This window comes from Embleya sp. NPDC005971, assembly GCF_040629175.1.
In the GTDB taxonomy this organism is placed as follows: Bacteria; Actinomycetota; Actinomycetes; order Streptomycetales; family Streptomycetaceae; genus Embleya.
The window spans coordinates 23,339-45,184 of sequence record NZ_JBEXUX010000049.1 but is presented as its reverse complement, the minus strand read 5'-3'; the positions used below and the strand labels follow the sequence as shown (position 1 = coordinate 45,184).

Annotated in this window: 22 protein-coding genes; 13 read left to right on the top strand and 9 right to left on the bottom strand. The window is 72.1% G+C overall.

Translation table 11 applies throughout. The annotated features are described in order from the left end of the window. Positions 1-74 precede the first annotated feature (74 nt). Positions 75-608, bottom strand: coding sequence for a DUF6817 domain-containing protein (locus tag ABZ374_RS33595; protein ID WP_360318417.1), 534 nt, complete (start codon positions 606-608; stop codon positions 75-77). A gap of 218 nt (positions 609-826) precedes the next feature. On the opposite strand from ABZ374_RS33595, the gene ABZ374_RS33590 reads away from it, so the two are divergent. After that, positions 827-1,399, top strand: coding sequence for a hypothetical protein (locus ABZ374_RS33590; RefSeq protein ID WP_360318415.1), 573 nt, complete (start codon positions 827-829; stop codon positions 1,397-1,399). Here the strand turns inward: ABZ374_RS33590 and ABZ374_RS33585 are convergent. Continuing rightward, positions 1,396-2,637, bottom strand: a complete 1,242-nt coding sequence (locus ABZ374_RS33585) for a cytochrome P450 (RefSeq protein WP_360318413.1) — start codon at positions 2,635-2,637, stop codon at positions 1,396-1,398. The two genes, ABZ374_RS33590 and ABZ374_RS33585, sit on opposite strands and share 4 nt — an antisense overlap. A gap of 122 nt (positions 2,638-2,759) precedes the next feature. Between ABZ374_RS33585 and ABZ374_RS33580 the strand changes: the two genes are divergently transcribed. The 3 genes from ABZ374_RS33580 to ABZ374_RS33570 all read left to right on the top strand — a co-directional run bounded on the left by ABZ374_RS33580 (position 2,760) and on the right by ABZ374_RS33570 (position 5,549). Further along, a complete protein-coding gene (locus ABZ374_RS33580; RefSeq protein WP_360318410.1) occupies positions 2,760-3,623 on the top strand; it encodes a helix-turn-helix domain-containing protein in 864 nt (287 codons plus the stop codon). 4 nt (positions 3,624-3,627) lie between these two features. Next, positions 3,628-4,518 carry a TIGR03854 family LLM class F420-dependent oxidoreductase gene (locus ABZ374_RS33575; protein ID WP_360318408.1) on the top strand — a complete coding sequence of 297 codons (891 nt, stop codon included), beginning with the start codon at positions 3,628-3,630 and terminating at the stop codon, positions 4,516-4,518. A 374-nt stretch (positions 4,519-4,892) separates the two neighbouring features. Beyond that, positions 4,893-5,549, top strand: coding sequence for a SnoaL-like polyketide cyclase (locus ABZ374_RS33570; RefSeq protein WP_360318406.1), 657 nt, complete (start codon positions 4,893-4,895; stop codon positions 5,547-5,549). Between the two features lie 359 nt (positions 5,550-5,908). Here ABZ374_RS33570 and ABZ374_RS33565 read toward each other — a convergent pair whose 3' ends face one another. The 3 genes from ABZ374_RS33565 to ABZ374_RS33555 form a co-directional block, all read right to left on the bottom strand. Beyond that, on the bottom strand, positions 5,909-6,331 hold the full coding sequence (locus ABZ374_RS33565; RefSeq protein WP_360318404.1) for a hypothetical protein: 423 nt from the start codon (positions 6,329-6,331) through the stop codon (positions 5,909-5,911). Between the two features lie 195 nt (positions 6,332-6,526). After that, on the bottom strand, positions 6,527-7,198 hold the full coding sequence (locus ABZ374_RS33560) for a response regulator transcription factor (RefSeq protein ID WP_360318402.1): 672 nt from the start codon (positions 7,196-7,198) through the stop codon (positions 6,527-6,529). Next, positions 7,198-8,421 (bottom strand): histidine kinase, encoded by a 1,224-nt coding sequence (locus ABZ374_RS33555; protein WP_360318400.1) that lies wholly within the window; start codon positions 8,419-8,421, stop codon positions 7,198-7,200. Before ABZ374_RS33555 ends, ABZ374_RS33560 begins: the two co-directional genes overlap by 1 nt. Before the next feature lie 380 nt (positions 8,422-8,801). Here ABZ374_RS33555 and ABZ374_RS33550 point away from each other — a divergent pair, with 380 nt between their 5' ends. Then, positions 8,802-9,119 carry a type II toxin-antitoxin system PemK/MazF family toxin gene (locus ABZ374_RS33550; RefSeq protein WP_360318398.1) on the top strand — a complete coding sequence of 106 codons (318 nt, stop codon included), beginning with the start codon at positions 8,802-8,804 and terminating at the stop codon, positions 9,117-9,119. Positions 9,120-9,207: 88 nt separating this feature from the next. On the opposite strand, the gene ABZ374_RS33545 is transcribed toward ABZ374_RS33550, so the two are convergent. Continuing rightward, on the bottom strand, positions 9,208-10,635 hold the full coding sequence (locus ABZ374_RS33545) for an ATP-binding protein (RefSeq protein ID WP_360318396.1): 1,428 nt from the start codon (positions 10,633-10,635) through the stop codon (positions 9,208-9,210). Further along, positions 10,632-12,371, bottom strand: a complete 1,740-nt coding sequence (locus ABZ374_RS33540) for an FAD-dependent oxidoreductase (protein WP_360318394.1) — start codon at positions 12,369-12,371, stop codon at positions 10,632-10,634. Before ABZ374_RS33540 ends, ABZ374_RS33545 begins: the two co-directional genes overlap by 4 nt. Positions 12,372-12,577: 206 nt before the next feature. Here ABZ374_RS33540 and ABZ374_RS33535 point away from each other — a divergent pair, with 206 nt between their 5' ends. The 7 genes from ABZ374_RS33535 (at position 12,578) to ABZ374_RS33505 (ending at position 18,593) form a co-directional block, all read left to right on the top strand. Continuing rightward, positions 12,578-12,826 carry a hypothetical protein gene (locus ABZ374_RS33535; protein ID WP_360318392.1) on the top strand — a complete coding sequence of 83 codons (249 nt, stop codon included), beginning with the start codon at positions 12,578-12,580 and terminating at the stop codon, positions 12,824-12,826. 76 nt (positions 12,827-12,902) lie between these two features. After that, complete coding sequence (locus ABZ374_RS33530) at positions 12,903-13,532, top strand: helix-turn-helix domain-containing protein (protein WP_360318390.1); 630 nt, start codon at positions 12,903-12,905, stop codon at positions 13,530-13,532. Then, positions 13,529-14,815 (top strand): MFS transporter, encoded by a 1,287-nt coding sequence (locus tag ABZ374_RS33525; protein WP_360318388.1) that lies wholly within the window; start codon positions 13,529-13,531, stop codon positions 14,813-14,815. The genes ABZ374_RS33530 and ABZ374_RS33525 overlap by 4 nt, the downstream gene beginning before the upstream one ends. Before the next feature lie 139 nt (positions 14,816-14,954). Beyond that, the gene (locus ABZ374_RS33520) at positions 14,955-16,397 is read left to right on the top strand and encodes an FAD-binding oxidoreductase (RefSeq protein WP_360318386.1); all 1,443 of its coding nucleotides are present in this window, start codon (positions 14,955-14,957) and stop codon (positions 16,395-16,397) included. A gap of 174 nt (positions 16,398-16,571) precedes the next feature. Next, positions 16,572-17,114, top strand: coding sequence for a hypothetical protein (locus tag ABZ374_RS33515; protein ID WP_360318384.1), 543 nt, complete (start codon positions 16,572-16,574; stop codon positions 17,112-17,114). Between the two features lie 97 nt (positions 17,115-17,211). Beyond that, positions 17,212-18,057 (top strand): DUF4097 family beta strand repeat-containing protein, encoded by an 846-nt coding sequence (locus ABZ374_RS33510; RefSeq protein ID WP_360318382.1) that lies wholly within the window; start codon positions 17,212-17,214, stop codon positions 18,055-18,057. A 311-nt stretch (positions 18,058-18,368) separates the two neighbouring features. Further along, complete coding sequence (locus ABZ374_RS33505; protein ID WP_078974137.1) at positions 18,369-18,593, top strand: hypothetical protein; 225 nt, start codon at positions 18,369-18,371, stop codon at positions 18,591-18,593. 99 nt (positions 18,594-18,692) lie between these two features. On the opposite strand, the gene ABZ374_RS33500 is transcribed toward ABZ374_RS33505, so the two are convergent. Next, positions 18,693-20,231 (bottom strand): helix-turn-helix domain-containing protein, encoded by a 1,539-nt coding sequence (locus ABZ374_RS33500; protein WP_360318380.1) that lies wholly within the window; start codon positions 20,229-20,231, stop codon positions 18,693-18,695. A gap of 195 nt (positions 20,232-20,426) precedes the next feature. Then, a complete protein-coding gene (locus tag ABZ374_RS33495) occupies positions 20,427-21,380 on the bottom strand; it encodes a YafY family protein (protein WP_360318481.1) in 954 nt (317 codons plus the stop codon). A gap of 204 nt (positions 21,381-21,584) precedes the next feature. Here ABZ374_RS33495 and ABZ374_RS33490 point away from each other — a divergent pair, with 204 nt between their 5' ends. After that, the gene (locus tag ABZ374_RS33490) at positions 21,585-21,842 is read left to right on the top strand and encodes a hypothetical protein (RefSeq protein WP_360318378.1); all 258 of its coding nucleotides are present in this window, start codon (positions 21,585-21,587) and stop codon (positions 21,840-21,842) included. Positions 21,843-21,846 lie beyond the last annotated feature (4 nt).

Here is a 21,846-nt window from a genome sequence, read left to right as displayed (position 1 = left end):
AGCTTCGCGCGGGCCGCGAAGCAGAAACAGAACCGGAAACAGCACCGGAAGCAGGACCCGAAGCGGGCCCGAAGTCAGCGGGTGCCCGCCCTGGCGTCGCCGAGCACCCGTTCGCACTCGGCCCACGCGCCGGCGCTGAGCAACGGACGGAACCCGGCCAGCATGTCCCGGAGCTCGGCGCCCCACCGGGCCGGAACCTCCGGCATGACGCGGACGATGTCGAGTTCGTTGGCCGCCGTGAGTTCGGCGAAGTCGCGCCGTTCGGCTTCGGTCGGCGTGTACGTGCGGCCGGTGAACCGGTCCCGGAACGGGCCGTCGACCAGCGTGGGGTGGCTCGCGGCCCGGTCGCAACTCCCGTAGAAGTACACGATGCGCTCGGCGTCCACGCCGATCCGGCCGGCGAGTTCGGCGCGGCGGTCCAGCGGGAGCAGTGTGGTCGCGAAGCCGTCCGTGCCGTAGAAGGCGTGGCACAGGCCGGCGGTGCGCAGTTCGGGGCGGGCGCCCCAGTCGCCGAGCAGTGCCTCGACTCGGCCCAGGTGGGCCAGCAGGGTCCCGCCGGGATGCTCGATGCGGTCCCCGCCGAGCATTCGGATGTAGTCGACGATCATGTGCCACCCCTTGCCACGTAATGGGTCGGCGCCGACTGTCCGGTGGCCGCCCGATGACTTCGGGTTCACGATAGCGCTGACGGACCGTCAGATCCCAGGGCCTCGGGCATACACATTGCCCGGAATCGACCCGCGTCGACGACTTCCGGGAATGACGACGACGCCGTCCGCTTTGTGGATAGCGTCGAGGTCGGCTGCGAACGAGTACGGAGATCAGCGTGGGACCGGATCAGTTCTGTCTGGTGTTGTTGCGACGCATGGGCGATTACCAACCCGATCTGGTCGCCGACGCCGTCCGCGAGTTGGAATTCACCCGCACCCGGATGCGCGAGGTCAACGCGCAGTGGCAACGCATGGTGCGCAGCCGCTCGGTCGGTGGCCCCGGCCGGGCCTACCGGGCCGCGCTGGGTGAGCCGTCCGGCCGGGCCGAGCGCCGGATCGGGGATCTCACCGCCGATGCGCAGTGGTGGGTGTTGCCGCTGTGGCCGCAGTTGCGCTTCGAGGTCTTGACCGGTCCCGACGGGCGGGTCTGGCAGGAATGGCTGGTGCGCGCCGATCCCGCCACGACGCCGCCCGTCGAAGGCGTGGCCGCGCTGCGACCCTGGGAGTTCGTGATCGGGGATGTCGCCGGGGCGTTCCCGGACCTGCGCCACGTGGAGGGTTCCGCGCCCAGCCGCTGGGCGAGCCTGGTCACCGAGGGCACGGACACCTACCGCGCGGAGTTCGTCTGGGGCCTGCTCCAGAACGTGACCCGCCTCGACGCCGAACTCCCGGCCGAGCAGGCGCGTTAGCCGCCACATCGGGACGGGGGTCGGAACCGCACCCGCAACGACTCCGGCCCGCGCAGCGCCGTACCGAGCAACCCGCGCACGCGCGTCGGCTCGGCCGATCGCATCTCCGGCAACCGTTGCAGCAGCACCTTGAGCGCGGCCCGGATCTCGGCCAGCGCCAGCCAGGTGCCCGGACACACGTGCGGCCCGTCGCCGAAGGCGAGCGTGGGTCGGACCCGGCGGCCGATGTCGAACACGTCCGGGTCCGGATAGTGCGCCGGGTCCCGGTTGGCCGCCGTGATCGCGAAGATCAGCGGTGTCTCCGCCGGGATGTCCAGCCCCAGCCCCTGCCAGTCGCGCACCGGCGCCGGGCACATCCGAGGCAACAGGCCCACCGGCGGCTCCCAGCGCAGCGACTCCTCGACCGCCCACTCCAGTTCCACGTCGGGGTTCGCCAGCACCCGGGCCAACTGCTCGGGATGGGTGAGCAGGGCGTACAGGGCGTTGCCCAGTCCCAGATAGGTCGTGTCGGCGCCGGCCGGGAAGAGCAGCCGCAGGAACGAGAGAATCTCCTCGTCGGTGAGCCGGCGCCCCTCGGCCTCGGTGTGGGCGAGCGTCGAGAGCAGGTCGTCGCCCGGGTCGATCCGGCGGCGCGCGACGATCGGCGTGACGTATTCGGTGAACTCGCGTGACGCGCGCTCGGCCGCCTCGGGCTCCATCGGGAAGTGGAACAGGTCGACCGCCCAGCGGCGGAACCGTTCCTCGTCGTCCATCGGCAGTCCGAGCAGCCGGGTGATCACCCGGACCGGGTAGCCGTGCGTGAACTCGGCGACCAGGTCGGCTTCGCCGCGCGCCTCGAAACGGTCCACGAGTTCGTGCGCGAGCGGTTCCAGGATCGCCTCGACCTGGTCGGTGACCACCTTGCGCCGAAACGCGGGCACCACGAGCTTGCGGTTGATCCGATGTTCGGCACCACGCATGCACTGGATGGTGTGCCCGAGCACGGGTTCGGTCGTCGCGGCGTAGATCGCGGACGCCGGAAACGACTCCTCGTCCTTGAACGCCGCGGTCACCAAGTCGTGGGTGAGAAACAGCACCGCCCGCGTCCCCAGGAACGGCACGATCGCGTACGGCTTCCGCGCCCGCGCCGCGGCGATCACCTCGTGCAGATCCGGAATGTCGTCGAACGCGAAGTCGTACCCCTCGATGTCGAACGGCGCCCGCGCGTCGAACGGGTCGACCACATCCGTCGTGTCCATCGCGTCCATCCGAATCCCCCGCCGGTCGGCAAGCCCTTGACCACTGACGAATATTCGTCGTCGAGATGACGTATATTCACCGGCACCCTAGACACAACCCCGCTCCCGAACAAGAGGTGCCCATGGCAGCTTCCCCGCCCACCGACCGGGTGGTGGCCGTCGTCGAGTTGCTCGCCGCGTCGCCGCACGGTGCGAGCGTCTCGGAGGTGGCCGCCCGCCTCGACCTGAACCGCTCCACCGCGACCGCCGTACTGGCCGCCCTCGAAGCACCAGGCTGGGTACAACGCGGCCCCGATCGCCGCTACACCCTCGGCCCGGGCCTGCTCACCGTCGCCGCCGCGGTCCGCACCCGGGTGGCGCTCCCGGACGACACGGCGCAGCTCCTCGCCGCCCTCGCGACCCGGGTCGACTGCGGCGTGGCCCTGTCCCTGGTCGGCCCGGACCACGTGGTCTTCCTCGCGGTGGAGCCGGGCCCGGGTCGGCTGCCGGCCGGGATCGACGTGGGCACCCGCCTCCCCCTGCGCCCACCCGCCGGCGCCTCGGTGATGCCCTGGCGGCCCGCCGCCGAACGCGCCGCCTGGCTCGCCCACGCACCCCACCTGGCCCCGGCCCTGGACACCATCCGCACCCACGGCGTCGCCGCCTGGCGCCCGCGCGGCGACTCGACCGAGTTGCTGACCGTCCTGCGCGACGTGGTGGCCCTCCTCGACGAGCACCCGACCCGCACCGCCCTCCGCGAACGAGCCCGCGAGCAACTCGCCTCGATCGGCGCCCACCCCTACACCGAGGCCGACTTCGCCTCGCCCCGGCCCCTCCCCCTCAGCTACCTGTCCGCCCCCGTCCCGACCCCGCACGGCCCCCCGACCCACGAGTTGCAAATCGGTCCCCTGCGCCCCGCCGTCAGCCGAGCCGAGCGCCGGCACTACACGACCGAACTGAAGTCCACCGCCGCCCGCCTGCGGCCCCCACCCGCCCCGCCACACTGACCCCATGAAACTGCGCATCGGCCTGGGTCTCACCCCGCCCGCCACCGCCACGCCTTCCCCGCCGTTCGACGAGTTGCTCGACCGCATCGAAGAGCTCGGCATCGACTCGCTCTGGTTTCCCGACCTGATCGGTGCCGATCTCCCCGATCCCCTCGTCGCCATCGGCTACGCCGCCGGTCGCACCCGGCGGCTCAAGCTCGGGAGTGGGGTCACCGTGTTGCCCGGCCGCAATCCGGTGGCCGTGGCCAAGGAACTCGCCACGCTGGCCGCGCTCGCGCCGGGCCGGATCCTGCCGGTGTTCGGGGTTCGGCACGCGACCGAGCGGGATCGGCCGCTGTTCCCGATCCCGGGCCCGCGCGGCGAGGTGATGGACGAGGCACTCACCCTCGTCCGTCTTCTGCTCGAAAACGACGACGTGTCCTTCGAGGGCAAGTACCACCGGTGTGCACACGCCCGGGTCGGCCCGCGCCCCACCCGTCCGCTCGACCTGTGGCTCGGGGGCGGCGGCCCGCAGTCGCTGCGCCGGGTGGGTCGGCTCGCCGACGGGTGGCTCGGCGCCGCGCTGACCCCCGACGAGGCCGGTGCGGCCCGCCGCACGATCAAGGCCGCCGCGACCGAGGCCGGGCGTACCGTCGACGACGACCACTACGGGATGAGCCTGGTCGTCGCGTTCGACGACCTGCCCGGCCGCGACCTCGGCGCGCTGCGCCGGCAACGACCGCACGTGGACATCGCCGAGTTGCTCCCCACCGGGTGGGCCGCCGCGCGCGAGCTGATCAACCGGTATGCCGATGCCGGGGTGAGCAAGTTCGTGGTCCGACCGGCCGGCACACCCCGCTCGTGGGCCACGTTCCTGGCCGAGTTCGCCGCCGAGCTGCTGCCACTGGAGACATGAACGATCTTGCGGTAAACGGCGATTGACGCTCCGTAGGCAAAATATTGCGCACACGCGCCGCTGCCGAAATCATGCGGCCCGTGCTGCCCGACCGGCCCGCGAAACACCGGCCGCACACCGGCGGTTGCCCCGCCGACCTGCATCGGCGTGCATGTCGACACGTGAACAGTCCCCGTATGCCCGGGAGTCGGTCATGCCCTCCGATTGGCCGGATTCCATCCGGCAAGGCCGATCGAATCCGGCCAGGGGTGGGGCACCGGCCGGCACCACGGAAGGTTGCGCCTGGTCTGACAGTGAGTCAGGATCGCCCCCGTTCCCCTCCGGACGGCGCGCGCCACCGAGCGCTGCCGCCGGCAACGAAGGACGGAAAACACGTGTCGACTTCCCCCGCGACTCCGCTCTGGCTCCAGGGACGGGACGCCGTCGTCGCCGCGGCGGCCCCCGCCGACTGGCGCGAAGAGGCCCCCGACTACCACCTCTCGCACACGGTGATGCCGGGACAGCGCAGCACGCAGCACGCACCCGACTCGCTGGAGGCGATCGTCGAGAGCCTCGTGCAGGTCTTCGAGATGGAGGTCTCGCACAAGGGGGACCCGAAGACCTGGGTCTCGATGGCCACCGAGCGATTCCGCACGAACGTCAACGGCGGCCCGTGGGCAAGCGCGCAGGACATCGTCGACCAGGGCAGCTACAACATCCTGATCGGCGACAGCATCTTCTATTCGCCGGGTGGGGAGAGCTTCGAGTCCTCACACCACATCTTCCACACCGCGTTCCCCGAGGGCTTCTACTGGGAGGTCCTCGAAGTCCTGTCCCCGCCGCCCGTGATCGCCTTCAAGTGGCGACACTGGGGCAGCTACACGGGCGAATACAAGGGCTTCCGACCGAACGGCGAGACCATCGAGATGTTCGGCATGAGCGTGGCCAAGGTCAGCGAAGACCTCAAGCTCGTCGAGGTCGAGCACTACTACGACCCCAACGCCTTCCTCTCCCGGCTGACCGGCGGCTGCCCGGTCGCCCACGCCACCTGACCGAGCCCACACCGAAGCGGGCCGCCCCCGTTCCCAGCCGTACCCCCGCCCCGCAGCCACTTCCCCGAAAGGTCGGCCACAGCTTGGCGCCGGGCCGGAACCGACCGGTGGCTGCCGCAGCCGGATCCGACCCGCCGACGGCACCGGAACGAGCCGAAGCACCGACGAGCACGACCCGACCAACTTCCGGGTGCCGCCGGACAACGCCTTCCGGGCCGACTCCGTCGGACTCGACGGGGCCGGGTTTCCGTTCGCCGCCGAGGTGTTCAGCGGGGCGGGGTGTACGGAATCAATGGCGCGGCCGGCACCTCACCGAACCCGACCCGGAAGCCGGGCCCGGTCCGCACTCGCCGACGCCCTCACAACCGCGGCGTCCGCATCCGACCGAGCCGCCCGCCCTCGCCGAGCGCGTCGCCTTCCGTGCGCACCGTCAAGGAGCGGTAGACGCCCGGGACGGCGGCCACCCAGAACCGCTCGGCGAAGATCGTCGCCGGTGCCTGCAACACGAACCGGCCGCGTCGGAACTCGACCTGCGGCGGCACGCCGTCGTCCGGCAACACGCCCCACGCGAGCGCCCACGCCGGTTCGCCGCGTGCGGAGCGCAGCGCGCCGCGCAGCAGCCTCGGCCCCAGCGCGGCGCCGGCCACGGCCACGTCGATCAGCCGGTAGCCGGTGTACACCTCGAGCGCCGGTCGCCCACGCGAACCCTTGCCCACCCGCATCGTGCAGTCGCTCAATCGCAGGTAGAGCTCGTTGGGCGTCTGCTGCAGGACATCGCTCATGGCGCGCTCCCCCGTTCGAAGCGCCCGACGGGACAATCCCTCGGGCCCCACCAGGATTCGCCGTAGGGGCCGTGCAGCGCATCGGCTGTACGAACCGTTTCCGCAAGCCCACGTACTCCCCCTGTAGGACGGAGAAATCTCGCGGACCTCACCCGAGCGAGCGAGTCGACGGCCCGCGCACCGCTCGCGCGGGGGTCAATTCAGGCCCGGGACGGCCAGGCCCGTCTCGTACGCGCAGATCACCGCGTGCACCCGATCGCGCAGCCCGAGCTTCCCCAAAATGCTGCTGACGTGCGTCTTCACCGTATGTTCGCTGACCACCAGCGCCTCGGCTATCTCCGCGTTGGACATCCCCAGCGCCAGGCAGCGCATCGTCTCACGCTCGCGCGTGGTCAACACGGCCAGCCGCTCGGACGGTTCGGCCGGGGCCTCCGTACGGGGTAGTCGGCGCGTGTAGTCGGCGATCAGCCGTCGGGTCACCGACGGCGCGAGCAGCGCCTCGCCGCTCGCCACCATCCGCACCGCGTGCACCAGATCGTCCCGGCGCACGTCCTTGAGCAGAAAGCCGGCCGCGCCCGCGTACAGCGCGTCGTAGACGTACTCGTCCACATCGAACGTGGTCAGCATGACGATCCGACATCCCGGCGCCTCGGCCGACAACACCCGGGCCGCCTCGATGCCGTCCATCCTGGGCATCCGGATGTCCAGGAGCAATACGTCGGGCCGGTACGCACGAACCGCCTCGACCGCCTCCAGGCCGTCGCCCGCCTCGGCCACCACCGAGATGTCCGGCTGCGCGTCCAGGATCATCGCGAAGCCGCTGCGCACCAGCCCTTGGTCGTCGGCCACCACCACGCTGATCGGCATCACGAGGCCCATACCGAATCGAGTGGGATCCGCAACGCAACCTCGAAGCCCGGCCCGGTCACCCGCGGCCCGGTCGTCACGCTGCCACCGCACGCCGTCGCCCGCTCACGGATGCCGATCAGCCCGTGTCCGCCGCCCGGTCGCGGTCGCCCGCCTCGGCCGTCGTCGGTGATGGTGATCCTCATCGTGTCCTCGCCCCATTCGAGCCGCACCACCACCGTGGTGGCGTGCGCGTGCCGGACCGTGTTGGTCAGCGCCTCCTGGACGACACGGTACGCGGCGATCTCCGCGTCCGAGCGCAGCGGTCGGCGCATGCCGACACTCTCGTAGACCACCCGCAGGTCGGTGCGGCCGACCTCGGCGACCAGGTCGGCGATGTTGGCGACGGTGGGCTGCGGCGCCCGGGCGCCGGCCTCGTCGTCCTCCTTGAGCGTGCCCAGGATCCGCCGGAGTTGCACCATCGCGTCGCGCCCGGCGTCGGCGATCGCGTCGAACGCGGCCTCCGCGCGGGCCGGATCGCTGCGCACCACCACCGGCCCGGCCTCGGCCTGCACGGTCATCAGGCTCACCGCGTGCGCCAGGATGTCGTGCATGTCCCGGGCGATCCTGGCCCGTTCGCGCGCGGCGGCCCGGGCCACCTCGGCGTCCGCGCGGCGGATCTCCAGGTCCCGTTCGTGCTCCAGTCGGCGGGTGCGCTCCTCGATCCCGGCGATGTAGGCGGTGCGGTGCCGAGTGGCAAGTCCGAACGCGGCGGCCGCGGTCAGGGCCAGGACGTCGAAAGTGGCCTGTTGTACCGGCTGATTCTTGAAGTTTTCCACGAACAGCGTGATCGGCAGCGCCAACACCGCCACGGTGATCCGCTCCCAGCGCCGACCGAGCGCGAACACCGTGTAGATGGCGATCGTCATGCCGAACTGGAAGGGCTGACCGGGTCGATGGTGCAGCGACACCGGCACCGTGAACAGCGCCACCACACACGCGACCGCGAACGGTTGCCGACGTCGCCAGATCAGCGGGATCGCGGTGCCGCTCAGCAGCAGGAATCCGATCCGGTAGGGCGAACGCAGCGCGACCAGGAACGGCAGCGACACCATGAACTGCACCATCAGCGCGATCATCAGGTCCAGGACCTGCGGGTCGGTCCGGCGCAGGATGCCCAGCGTGTGTTTGGCCCGGTCACGAACGTGCCGGTCGGCGCCGCGCTCGGCGAGGTGGTCGGACATGCGGCTTGCTCCCGGGTGGTGTGTACCGACAGTGTCGCGGCTGATCCCCCGCCGCCGCCTCGCTCGTGCGAGGGATCTGCGCGGCCCTCGCCGAACCGACCGCGATCCGACCGCCGGCCGACCGGGGGTCGCGACCGGGACGCGACCCGGAACCCGAACAGGTAGGCCCGCCCAAGTGCACTGCGGAGCCGATGAATCGGGCGAATCGCTCCGCCGGCGGCGAACGCGCCCCCCGATGGCAATTCGGGTACCGCCGCGTCTGGTACGACTGATGCCATGGCTACCGGCAACCGCTTCGTCCCCGACCCCGACCGTTCCACACGGACAACGCGCAATGGTCGGCCGGTCGTCGCCGTCTCGGGCCGGACAGGGGCGGAGCGATGCGGCCGCTGAGGCGTGGCCAGGTGTGGACGATCCCCACCGTCGGCCGCGAACGCACCTTCATGATCGTGCAGAACGACCACGTCGCCGCGCTGCACCCCGGCGCGGCGCTGTGCGCGCTGGTGGACACCGTCGGCGACCGCCGGGAGTCGCTGGTCACGGTCCGGATCACCACGCCCGTCAACGGCGTCGTGCTGGCCCCCGACCTGTACACGTCCCGACACGGCCGCTTCGAACAGGGCACCTATCTGGGCGATGTCACGCCCGACGAGATGGAACAGGTCGACGTGGCGCTGCGGGCCGTCCTGGGCCTGTGAGGCCGCCGCCCGGGCCGCCGCCGACGGCGCGGCCCGGGCGACACCGCGCGACGCGGCCCGGCGAGCACGCGCCCGCCGGGCCCACGCGCTATCTCGGCAGCGTGATCCGGAAGGTGGTGCGGCCGGGTTCGGAGTCGACCGTGACCGTGCCGTCGTGGCGTTCGACGATGATCCGGTACGAGATGTCCAGGCCCAGTCCGGTGCCCTCGCCCAGTGCCTTGGTGGTGAAGAACGGCTCGAAGATCCGGTCCTGGATGTCGCGTGGGATGCCGGGGCCGTCGTCCTCGACCTCGATCACCACCGACGCCGCGTCCGCGCGGGCCCGCAGGGTCAGCGTGCCGTGGCCGGCCATCGCGTCGGCGGCGTTGTCGATCAGGTTGGTCCACACCTGGTTGAGCTCGGCCGGATACGCCTGGATCTTCGGCAGGTCCTCGGCGTACTCGCGCTCGACCCGGATGTCGCGCAGCGGGCCGGCCAACATGGCCACCGTGCTGTCCAGGCCCTTGCGCAGGTCGGTCTCCTGGTAGGGGGCCCGGTCCATCTGGGTGTACTGCCCGGCGGCGGAGAGCAGTTCGGTGATCCGGCCGAGTGCGTCGGCGACCTCGTCGAGCAGCGCCTCGCCCTCCAGGTTGGCGGCGAGCCAGGTCAATCCGGGGCGCGCGGCCGGACCGAGCGCGGCGCCCGCGTCCCGGGCCCAGTCCTGGTACAGACCCACGTTCACGAACGACGGGGCCGTCTCGTACGCATCCTCGACGCCCAAGTCCTCGAAGATCTCGGCCACTTCGTCGGTCCGGTCGGCGAACTCCAGCGGTCGCAGCCGCGGCGCCTCGGCGCCGCGGTGGGCCAACACCTCGGCCTGCAAGCGATCCAGCGCCGCGAGCGCCTCGGCGGTCGCCCCGGCGCGGGCCAACTCGGCTCGGGCCGAGCGCAATTCGCCCAGCCGGATCCGCAGGTTCGCGGCGGCCCGTTCGGCTGCCGCCGCCGGGTTGCCCAACTCGTGGGTGAGCCCGGCGGTGAGCGTGCCCAGGGCCACCATGCGCTCGCGCTGCCCGACCGCCGAGCCGTTGCGGCGCGCGCCCAGGAACATGCCCGCGACCAGGTGCGCGGCCATCGGGAACCACTCGGTGAAGGCCTGCGCCAGTTCGGCCGCCGGCAGCACGAAGAAGGTCGAGTCGACGTGCGTGCGCGCGGTGTTGCCGTACGCGTGCACGGCCGGCGTGGCGCCGTCGTTGCCGCTGCCGTCCAGGGCGAGCGCGGCGCCGACGTAGGCGCCGCGCATCGACGAGCGGTGCACCTCCAGCTCGCCGCCGCGCACCATGCGGTTCATCGTGACCTCGCCGGAGAGCAACACGAAGAAGCACTCGCCGGGGTCGCCCTCGTGGTAGAGCGTGGTGTTCGCCGGGAACGCCTTGACCTTGCCGTGCGCACACAGCCAGTTCAGGTGTTCGTCCGGGAGTTTCTCGAACAGGAACAGCGTGCGCAGTTCCTCGGGCGGCAACACGTCGCACACACTCATCGCGAGCCCTCCGTCGCCGGGGTGCGGGAATCCGGGGAATTCGCGGAACCTGCGGAATCCGCGGAGTCCCTCCGGGCGCCCAACGTGTCCAGGTAGCGGTGCACCAACATCACCGTCATCGCACCTTCGCCGACCGCCGACGCGACCCGCTTGACCGAGGCCGCGCGCGAGTCGCCGGCGGCGAACACGCCCGGCACGGCGGTCTCCTGGACGAACGGCGGCCGACTCCAGCCGTCGAGTTCGCCGTCGCAGTCGTCGAGGAGTTCGCTGCCGGTGAGGATGTAGCCCTCCCGGTCGCGGCGCACGCCGCTGCCGTCCAGCCACGCGGTGCGCGGGCTGGCACCGATGAAGACGAACAACCAGGACGCGGGGACCGTCTCCTCCTTGCCGGAGTCGCGGTCGCGCAGGGTGAGTTCGCGCAGCCGACCGGTGCCGTGCGCGTGGGAGACCTCGGTGCGCACGCGCACCTCGATGTTGGGGATCTGCGCCAACTGCTCGATCAGGTAGTGCGACATGGACGCCTCCAGGCCCGCACCGCGCACCAGGATGATCACCCGGCGGGCATAGCGGGCGAAGAACACCGCGGCCTGACCGGCCGAGTTGGCCGCGCCGACAATGTAGACGTCCTGGTCGCGGGTGTCCGGGCCGGTGGTCAGCGCCGCACCGTAGTAAACGCCGCGGTCGGTGAGTTCGGCCAGGCCCGGCGCCTCCAGGGTGCGATAGGACACGCCGGTGGCGAGCACCACCGCATGGCCCCGGGCGACGATGTCGCCGTCGCACGAGATGGTGCGCACCTCGCCGTCCACGTGCAGTTCGGTCACGTCGCGCGTACTGACCATCTCGGCGCCGAACTTGAGCGCCTGGCGGCGGGCCCGGCCGATGAACTGCGAGCCGGAGATGCCGTCCGGGAAGCCGAGATAGTTCTCGATCCGCGAACTCTGCCCGGCCTGGCCACCGGTGGCCTGGCGCTCCACCAGCAGTGTGCGCAGCCCCTCGCTGGCCGCGTACACCGCCGCGCCGAGGCCGGCCGGGCCGCCGCCGACGATCACCACGTCGTACAGGTCGCCGGAGGCGGTCACGGACAGGCCGACGTACTCGGCCAGTTCGCCCTTGGACGGGGCCCGCAACACGGTCGAGTCCGGCGCGATCACCACCGGCACGTCGGCCTCGGTGGTGCCGGTCTCACGCATCAGCCGGCGCGCCTCGGCCTGGGTGACGTCGTACCAGCGATACGGCACCCCGTTGTTGGCGAGGAAGTCGCGCAACTCGAAGGAGGGCGCGGAGAATCGGGCGCCGATCACGGTGGCCCAGCTCTCGTCCGGCACCGGCGCGGTCTCCCACGCGGTGATCAGCGAGTCCAGTACCGGGTACAGCCGTTCCTCCGGTGGATCCCACGGCTTGAGCAGGTAGTGGTCGATGTCCACGTCGTTGATCGCCCGGATCGCCGCGCCGGTGTCCGCGTAGGCGGTCAGCAGCACCCGTTTCGCACGCGGGTACAGATGCGCGGCCTGTTCCAGGAAGGCGACCCCGTCCATCTGTGGCATGCGTTGGTCGGCGATCAGCACCGCGACCTGTTCGCCCCGCTCGTGCAGTTCGGCCAGCGCCTCCAGCGCCTGGGCGCCGGATTCGGCGCGCACGATGCGGTGCCGGTCGCCGTACTGCCGCCGCAGGTCGCGGGCGACCGCACGGGACACGGCCGGATCGTCGTCGACGGTCAGCAGGACGGGCTTGTCCACGAATTTCCTCACGGGCTGGGCGGAGCACAAAAGGGGACCGCTGCCCGGATCCGGCCTCGGCCATGCACCGGACGGCGCGTGCGCCACGTTATCTCCTCGCGGAAACCCGCAGGTGGGGAGCCATCGACCGGACGTATGCCGACACCTGCGGCGAAAGTCGTGCGCTTTCCCTGCCGACCCGCGTCCGACATGCCTAACGTGGCGCTATGTCCGAGAAACGACGCCCCCCGCATCGCGAGACCATCCAGGCGCTCGTCGGAGTGGCCGTGATCGTGATCGGCCTGGTGGTCACGTTGATCCTGCACTTCACCCACGACTCGGACGGACCGCGGCCCACCCCGGTCCCGGTGCCGATCAGCCCCACCGCGCCCGTGGCGCCTAACCCGCCGACTCCCGCGTCCCCCACGCCCCCCGCGTCCCCCGTGTCCCCTGCGGCCTTGGCCGACACGTCCTGAGATCGGCGCAGCAATTGCAGAGACTTCTCTGCCGAGAGTCCTTTGCAGAGAAGTCTCTGCCTATTAGAGTCGAGGCATGCCCAATCCCCTCCCGAGGATGGACGCCCGCAGCCTGCGTGGCCTGGCCCATCCGCTGCGCATGCGCCTGGTCGAACTCCTCAAGCTGGACGGCCCCGCCACCGCCACCCGACTCGCCGCGCGGCTCGGCGAGAGCACCGGCACGATCAGTTGGCACCTGCGCACCCTGGCCGAGCACGGCTTCATCGAGGACGACCCCGACCGCGGCACCAAGCGCGAGCGCTGGTGGCGGGCCGTCTACAACCCGCGCCAACTGAACACCAGCGACTTCCGTGACGACCCGGCCACGAGCGGCGCGCTGGCGGTGTACGAGGACGAGGCGCTGCGCCAACAGGCCGAGCGCATGGTGGCCACCTACGCCGACGCCCAGGAGATGGGTCCGGAATGGGTCCGGGCCCGGGCCGTCTCCGACTGGAGCGGCGCCCGCCTGACGGCCGATCAGCTCGCCGAACTCAACGATCGGGTGGTCGCGCTCGTGAGCGAGTACACCCAGGCACCGGAGCTGCCCGGCGCGATCACCGTCGTGCTCCAGTACCAGGCGCTGCCACGCCGATCCGCGGAACCGACGCCCGACGAACCGACCACCCAGGACCCGACGCCCGAGGCACCCACCGAGGAGCCGACGTGAGCGGACTGCTCCGCCGACACCGCGACTTCCGCCTGTTGTGGTTCGGCGAGACCACGGGCAGGTTCGGCGCCTCGGTCACCAGCGTCTCGATGCCGCTGATCGCGGTCTCCACACTGGACGCGAGCACGTTCCAGGTCGGCCTGCTCGGTGCCGCGGCCTGGTTGCCGTGGCTGCTGATCGGTCTGCCGGTGGGCGTATGGGTGGACCGAATAGCGCGCCGCCCGATCATGCTCGCTGCCGCCGCGGCGTCGTGCGCGCTCTTTCTGTCCGTACCCCTGGCGCACTTCGCGGGGTTGCTGAACATCGGCCTGCTGTTGGCGATCACCCTCGCCACGGGGGTGTCCGCGGTCTTCTTCCAGACCGCCTACACCGCCTACCTGCCGAGCCTGCTGAAGCCCGTCGACCAGGCCGAGGGCAACAGCAAGCTGCACGGCAGCGCGTCCGCCGCGCAGATCGCCGGGGTCGGCGCGGGCGGCCTGATCGCGCAGCTCGTGGGCGCGGTCAACGGGATGTACGTCAACGCGGGCACGTTCCTGACCTCGTTCGCATGTCTCCTGAACATCCGGCACCGCGAGCAGTCGGCCCACCCGGACCCGGCGGCCGCCCCGAGCGCCGAGCCCTCGCTGATCCGCGAGATCGGGGAGGGGTTGCGGCTGGTCGCCCACGACCGATGGTTGCGCACGTTCGCGCTGTTCGGCGGCGTGTCCAACCTCGCTCTGATCGGGCTGCAATCGGTCCAGGTGGTGTTCCTGGTCCGGACGATCGGGGTCAGCCCCGGAGCGGTCGGCGGCCTGATCGCGATCGGCTCGCTGGGCGGCGTGGCGGGGGCCTTCGTCGGCCGCCGGGTCGCGGCGCGGATCGGCACCGCGCGGGCCACGATCGTGTTCGAACTGGGTCTGCCGGTGATCGTCCTGCTCGTCCCGCTGGCCGCCGAGGGACCCAGGCTCGCCCTGTTCGTGGTGGGCAACTTCGCCATGGTGGCGGGGGTCGTGGCGGGCAACGTGATCAAGGCGGGGTTCCAACAGAGCTACTGCCCGCCGAGGTTGCTCGGTCGGATGGCCGCCAGCATGCAGTTCGTCAACTACGGCACCATCCCGGTGGGCGCGGTCCTGGCCGGCGCGTTGGGCTCGACGATCGGCGTACGCCCCACCGTCTGGGTGATGGCGGCGGCCATCCCGTCCGCCGCGCTGATCCTGCTGTTCTCACCGATGGCCCACCAACGCGACCTCCCGACGAGCAGGGAGGAGGACCTCGACACACCCGTCGCGCAGCGGGTCGCCTAGCGAATCCGGGCCGGGCGCCGGCTCGGCCGCGCGCTGAACCCGTCCGAAAACTTGACGGCGGGTGTCGAGTTATCGAGGGAGAGTGGCCGCACAAAACCAGGGGCGCCGCTCCGGGCGCCCTCGAGCGAAGGAGTCTGCGATGACCGCGAACAACGCCGCCGCACAACCGGGCGGCGACCCGGAATTCGCCGCCGCGATCGCCACGCTGACCGCGCGGGTCGAGGGTGTCGTGGTCGTGCCGGGCGACGCCGGGTACGACGACGAGCGGTCCGGATTCCAGACCGCGTTCCGACCCCGGCCGGACGTGATCGTGGGCGCGGCCGACGCCGAGGACGTGCGGCTCGCGGTCGAGTTCGCCCGGGCGCGCGGGCTGCCGGTGGCGGTCCGGGCCACCGGGCACGCTCCGGCGAGCGCGGCCCCGGGCGGCGTGCTGATCTCCACCCGACGGATGGCCGAGGTCCGGGTCGACCCGCGGGCGCGGACCGCGTGGGCCCAGGCCGGTGCGCGCTGGGAGCGGGTGGTGGCCGAGAGCACCCCGCACGGGCTGGCCCCGCTCAACGGCTCGGCCCCGCACGTCGGGGTCGTCGCCTACACGCTGGGCGGCGGACTGGGCCTGATGGCGCGCGAGTTCGGGTATGCCGCCGATCATGTCCTGGCCATCGAGGTGGTCACCGCCGACGCTATGGTGCGGCGGGTCACCGCCGAGAGCGACGGCGACCTGTTCTGGGCGCTGCGCGGCGGCCGGGACAACTTCGGCATCGTCACCTCGATCGAGTTCGAGCTGTTCCCGGTGGCCCGGGTGTACGGCGGTTCGCTGATCTTCGACGCCGACCACGTCGAGGCGGCCACCGCGGCCTGGCTCGCCTGGACCGAGACGGTGCCGGAGCAGGTCACCTCGTCGATCTCGTTCATCGGTCTGCCCGACATCGAGCAGGTCCCGCCGCCGTTGCGCGGCCGGCACACCGCGTCCATCAAGATCGTGCACACCGGCGAAGTCGCGGACGGGGAACGCCTGGTGGCTCCGCTGCGCGCGGTCGGGCCGCGTCTGGTCGACAACCTGGCCGAGCTTGCCTACGCCGACTCGCACACCATCCACAACGACCCGGCCCATCCGCACGCCTACCTCGGCGACAACGTCCTGGTCCGCGACCTGGATCCGGAGACGCTGCGGCAGGTGTACCGCATCGCCGGCCCCGACGCGCCGATGATGGTCATGCACGAGGTGCGCCACCTCGGCGGCGCGCTCTCCCGGCAGCCGGCCGTGCCCAACGCGGTCGGCCACCGCGACGCGCGCTACATCGTCCGGGTCGTGGCGATGATCGACGGGGCGGACCTCGATGTCGCGCGGGCGCTCCAGGCCGACGTCCGAGCCGTACTGAAACCGCTGTCCGTGGGCCGCAACCTCAACTTCGTCTACGGCGACGGCGTCCCGCCCACCCCGGATCAGGTCGCCGCGATGTACGACCCCGACACCCGGCTCCGCCTGGCCGAGCTCAAGGCGGCCCACGACCCGAACAACCTGTTCACCGGCAACCACAACCTGCTCGCCCCGACCACCAACGACGAGTCGGACCCCCGCTGAACCGCCGGCCCCGGCGATCGCGAGTCGTGACCGTCGGGGCCGCGACGGACGCACCACCCGCGGCATCGCATGACGTCACCCAAAGGCCGGATGACGCCATGCGATGCCTTTTGACGTCACGATCGCAGCCATTCTCGCTTGCGCATGACGCCATTCTGACGTCATGATGACGTCATGGACCTCGCGCCTTACGTCGACAAGCTCTGCCGGGAACTCGCGGTCGCCGCCGAGGCGGGCGGCACGGAGTCTCGGCTGCTCGCCGAGCGGCTGATCGTGCCGCTGGAGTCGGCGACCAGGCTGGCCCTGCTCGGCGCGCTGTCCGCCGCCGCGGACGAGATCAGCCGCGAACTCGCGCCGGGTTCGGTGGATGTGCGGCTGCGCGGGCTGGATCCGGACTTCCTGGTCACGCCCGCGCCGGCCACCCGGCCCTTCGAGCCCGCGGCCGAGGACGCCTTCGAGGCCGACCCGGGCGATCCCCCCGGCCCGCCGCCCGCCGCTCCCGCGCCGGAAGCGGACGAGGGCGGCACGTCGCGCATCACGCTGCGGCTGTCCGATCAGCTCAAGTCCAGGGTCGAACAGGCCGCGAGCGGCGAGGGCCTCTCGGTCAACGCGTGGCTCGTCCGGATGATCTCCGCCGCGCTCGAACCCGAGGACCGCGGCCGGGACAAACGTGCGACCTCGCGCGGCGCCCAGCGCTACACCGGCTGGGTGCGCTAACCGAATCCCCTCGGGACGGAACCCGGCCCGCCGGACGGCCGGTTCGACCACCCGCGCCCACCACCCACCCCGATCACCTTCGCCGAAACGGGATGCCATGCCTGTCTACGAAACGCCCGAACCCATCTTCGCCACCGTCGAGTTGGAGGCCGGCCTCCTCCGGATCAGCGCGAGCGACCGCACCGACACCGTCGTCGAGGTACGCCCCAGCGACCCGTCGCAGGCCGGCGACGTGCGCGCCGCCGAGCAGACCTCGATCCGCTACCGGTCGGGCCGCCTGACGGTGCGGACGCCCGAGAGTCGGACCCGTTCGTTCTTCGGGCGATCCCCCTCGGTCGAGGTGACGATCGAACTGCCCACCGATTCCCGGGTCGAGGGCAAGGCGGCCGCAGCGGACATCCACACCGAGGGCCGAATCGGCGAAGCCGGATTCAGCGTCGCCGCCGGCAACATCCGGCTGGACCGGACCGGCGCGCTGAAGCTCGACGCCACCTCGGGCGACGTCTCGGTGGCCCATTCGGTCGGACACACCGACGTCACCACGTCGGCCGGCGAGATCCGGATCGACCGGATCGACGGCACGGCGGTGGTGCGCAACACCTCCGGCGGCATCTCGCTCGGCGCGGTGAGCGGCGACCTGCGGCTGAACACCACGCTCGGCGACATCACCGTCGAGCGCGCCCTGACCACCGTCGGCGCCAAGACCGTGTCCGGCGACGTGCGCATCCGCGAGGTGGTGCACGGCGCGGTGCGCCTGGAGACCGCGTCCGGCGAACTGGAGGTCGGCATCCGCAAGGGCACCTCGGCCTGGCTGGACCTGAAATCCCCGGCCGGTCGGATCCACAACTCGCTGAACTCGGCGGACGGCCCGTCGGCCGGCGACGACACCGTCGAGGTCCGCGCCCGCACGTTGTCCGGCGACATCGTGATCCGCCGTTCCTGACCCGCCCCCGCCCACCCGAAGCGCGCCGACGCGCGTACCGGAGAGGAGCAGCCATGTGGGCCGCACCCGAAATGTCAGGTGGCATCTGGCCGTTGCCACATCCGGTACCGCTGCCGCTGCTGTGCGCGCTGTTGATCCTGGCCGCGCTCGCACCCCTGGAGCGCCGGCGCCGACATCGAGCGGTCGCCCTGCGACGCACGCCGGCACCACCGACACGCACAACGCGGCAAATGTCGCAATCCAGGACAATGCCGGCGGAACATGGGAGTCGAATGCGGACACCAGCCGCCTCGATCCCGCAGGGAGCACCCATGCCCGTGACCGCCGACCTCGACAAGCTGCTCGACAAGGCCTACGAGAACAAGACCCTGAGCGAAGTCCTCGCCGCGCCCGTCGCCGGGCTGGCCGGGATCACCGACGCCCACGCCGAGCACCTCGCGTCGCTGAAGATCACCACGATCGGCGACCTCGGCCGCAACAAGTACTTCCGCTGGGCCGCGTCGCTTGCCGACCTCCAGGACAGCGGTGCCAAGTAGCCGTCCGCAGGTGCACGATCGCGGGCCCGCGCCCGGCCGAACGGGGCCGCCGCGCGGACCCGCGCCGCCGTCCCGCCGGCCCGCTCCTCCCGCCCCCGCTCAACCGGCGTGCTCGGTCTCCAGTGCCAGCAGCAGATCCACCCGGTCCCGGGCGGAGAACAGATCCCGGCCCGTCAGGTCCCGGACCCGGCCCATGCGTTGATGCAACGCGCTGACGTGTACGCCCAGCGTCCCGGCGCAGCGCTGCCAGGCACCGTTCGCGGCCAAAAAGGCGGCGAGGGTGCCGATCAGGTCGGTGCCGTGTTCGGCGTCGTACGCCCGCAGGCCCCCCAGGACCCGATCCGCGAACGCGCTGCGAACCGGTGCGGGTACGGCCGCCAGCAGCGCCGGATAGGCGTCGATCTCCGGGCCGACGGCCACCGTGAGCCGGCCGGGGCGCGCCCACGCGAGGTCCCGCGCGCCCCTGGCCTGGGCCAGCGCCGTCGCCCACGTGGGCGACATCCCGGCAATCCCGATCGCCACCCGCTCGGTCCCCAGCAGCGGCTGCCACCAGTGCGCCGCCTGTTCGAGCGCCGCCGCGATCCGGGCCGCCGCACCGGCCCCGGTCCCGGCCGAGCCGAACACGACCGTCTCGGCCTTGCCGCAGGCCACCACCCAGCGTGCCGCCGGATCCGCCGCGAGCACCCTTTCGATCAGGTCCGACACGAGCCGCTCGGTCGCCGGGTCCGCGCCGTCGCCCGCCGCACAACACACGATCGGCGCCGCGTCCGGTCCGATGCCGGCCGCGCCCAACCGGGCCCGGACCGCGTCCGGGGCCGCGTCCGACTCGACCAGGTCGACCAGTTCCCAGGCGTGCGCCCGTTCCACGCCCAGCCGCTCGGCCCGCCGTGCACCGCCGAGCAGCAGCAGGTCGGCGGCCTGGGCGAGCGCGTCGTCGTCGGTGCGGTCGCCGGCACACACGAGGTAGCCGGCGAACGTCGAGCCCCGACCGAGCGCGAACACCGTCTCGCCGTCGATCACCGCCGGCAGCCGCGCCGCCGCGAGCGCGCCGCGCGCGAGCTCGACCGGATCGGCCGCGACGCACGCGGCCTCCGCCCCGGCCGCCGGTGCTGCGGCGAGCACCCGCCCGGCGGGGGTCAGCACCCGGCAGGCCGCGCCGAGTTCGCGGGCGAGCAGGTCCAGCAGGTCCTGGGTGTCCGCGCCTTCGGCCAGCGCGGTGATCAGGCGCCGCTGCCGACTCGGCAACCGCCCGGCGCCCGGCCCGTGTTCGAGGGCGAGCCGGTGCGCGACCACCTCGGCGATCCGCACCGCCGAGGCGGCGCGCGGCGCCAGGAGCAGCGGCAGGCCGGCCCGCGCGCACACCTGGACCAGCGCGTACGGCACCGCGTCGGGGGCCGGTTCGGTGCCGTCGGTCCCCTCGCGGGCCTCGGGCAGGGCCACGACCGCCGCGGCGCCGCCGGCCGCGAGCGCCCGCGCGAGGTCCCCGCGCCCGGGGTCGTACCCGTCCGCGGGCAGCACCACGAGTTCGCCGCCGAGCAGGCCCCCGCCGGGGTCGACCGGATCCGCGGCGCAGACCCGAAGCACCTCGCGCGCGAGCCCCTCCGTACCCGCCAGCAGGGCCAGTCGCAGCTCGGGCATGCCCAACAGATCCTCGACCCGCACCGCCGTGCCCCCAAGCCCTCGCCCATCATGTTCCGATGATCGTATGAACACGGAGCGATGCGGACACGATGGTTCCGCCGGTTCCCCCGTACCACCGCCGCCCGAAAAGCACCCGATCGCCGGAACTCGTGGCCCCGGATCCGCCCGCCCGCTGGGCACCGCGCGCACCACTCACCCGTACGCCCGGGCGATCGTCGTCGCCGTCTCGGCCACCGTCCGACGTGCCTCCGGCGGATCCAGCACCTCCACGTCGGTGCCGAACTGGAGCAGTTGGCGGACCGCGCCGAGTGCCGGGTAGCCCAATTCGACCGTGACCCACTCGGCATCGTGCTCCTGCGGCGGTCCGGTCAGCCAGGCCCCGATGATCCGCACGAACATGTCCAGCCGGGTCCGCCGCACCCGGGCCCGAATCCGCACCACGGCCGGCTGCTCGTCGATGCCCCGACGCAACGCATGCCACACCTCGGCCAGTTCGACCCCGGCCCGGCGCCGCACCGGCTCCTCGGTGACGGTCAATGCGGTGAGCCGATCGGTGTGGAACAACCGGGGCGACCCGTTGCGGTCCGCGACCAGGTACCAGGTGCCCGCCTTGGCCACCAGCCCGTACGGGTCGACCGTGTACGTCCGAGCCGTCCTGGCCCCGCTGCGCCGATAGCGAATCGACAACCGTCGCTCGGCGAACACCGCGTCCTGCAACGCGCCCACGTCCACCGCCGGTTGTGGTCCGACCATCCACCGCTGCGGGTCGATCAGCACCCGGCGGCTCATCTCCTCGGCTGCGGGCCGATGCGGCGCGGGCAGCGCGGCCATCACCTTGCGCAGTGCCGAGCCCAGCGCGCCGTCCAGGCCGAGCGCCGCGTGGGTGCCCTGCTCGGCGAGCACGAACAGGGCGCGGGCCTCGTCCGAGGTGAGGCCGGTGACATCGGTCCGGAATCCGGGCAGCAGCGAGATCCCGCCGTGCCGACCGCGCTCGGCGTAGACCGGCACGCCGGCCGTGGACAGTGCCTCGACGTCGCGGTAGATGGTCCGTGTCGAGACCTCCAACCGGTCGGCCAACTCGGCCGCCGGCACCCGACCACGGGTCTGGAGCAGCAACAGGATGGACAGCAGCCGATCGGACTTCACACTCTCCAGCATGCGCCCTCGCCGCGCGGTCGGTCGGCTCGGGCCACCGGCGGACACCTCGGGCGCACCCGAACCGGCCGTCCGCCCGCGCGCGCTCGCCCAACCGTGACCGAGTGCTCCGCCCCCGACCGCTCACCGTCCGCATCGGTGCGCGCCCCGTGCGCCGGCTGCCCCGGCCCGGTGGACGATGCGACCGTGGACGCCATGGAACGCCCGAACGTGCGCATCGTCATCGACGACAGCCCGCTGCGCCCGCACATCGACGCGGCCGTGTTGTCCAGGGTGGACGACGCGACCCGGGCGCACTACGAGCGGGCCGTCGAGCACGCGCTGGAGCAGGCCGCACTGGCCTGGCAGGCCCGCGACTTCGTCGCGTTCCGCCGCCAACTCGCCGTCCTGGCCGAGACGGTCACCGACATCCAGCGCCTGAGCGCGGTCGCGGCCCGCCGCGCCGACCACTGAGCAC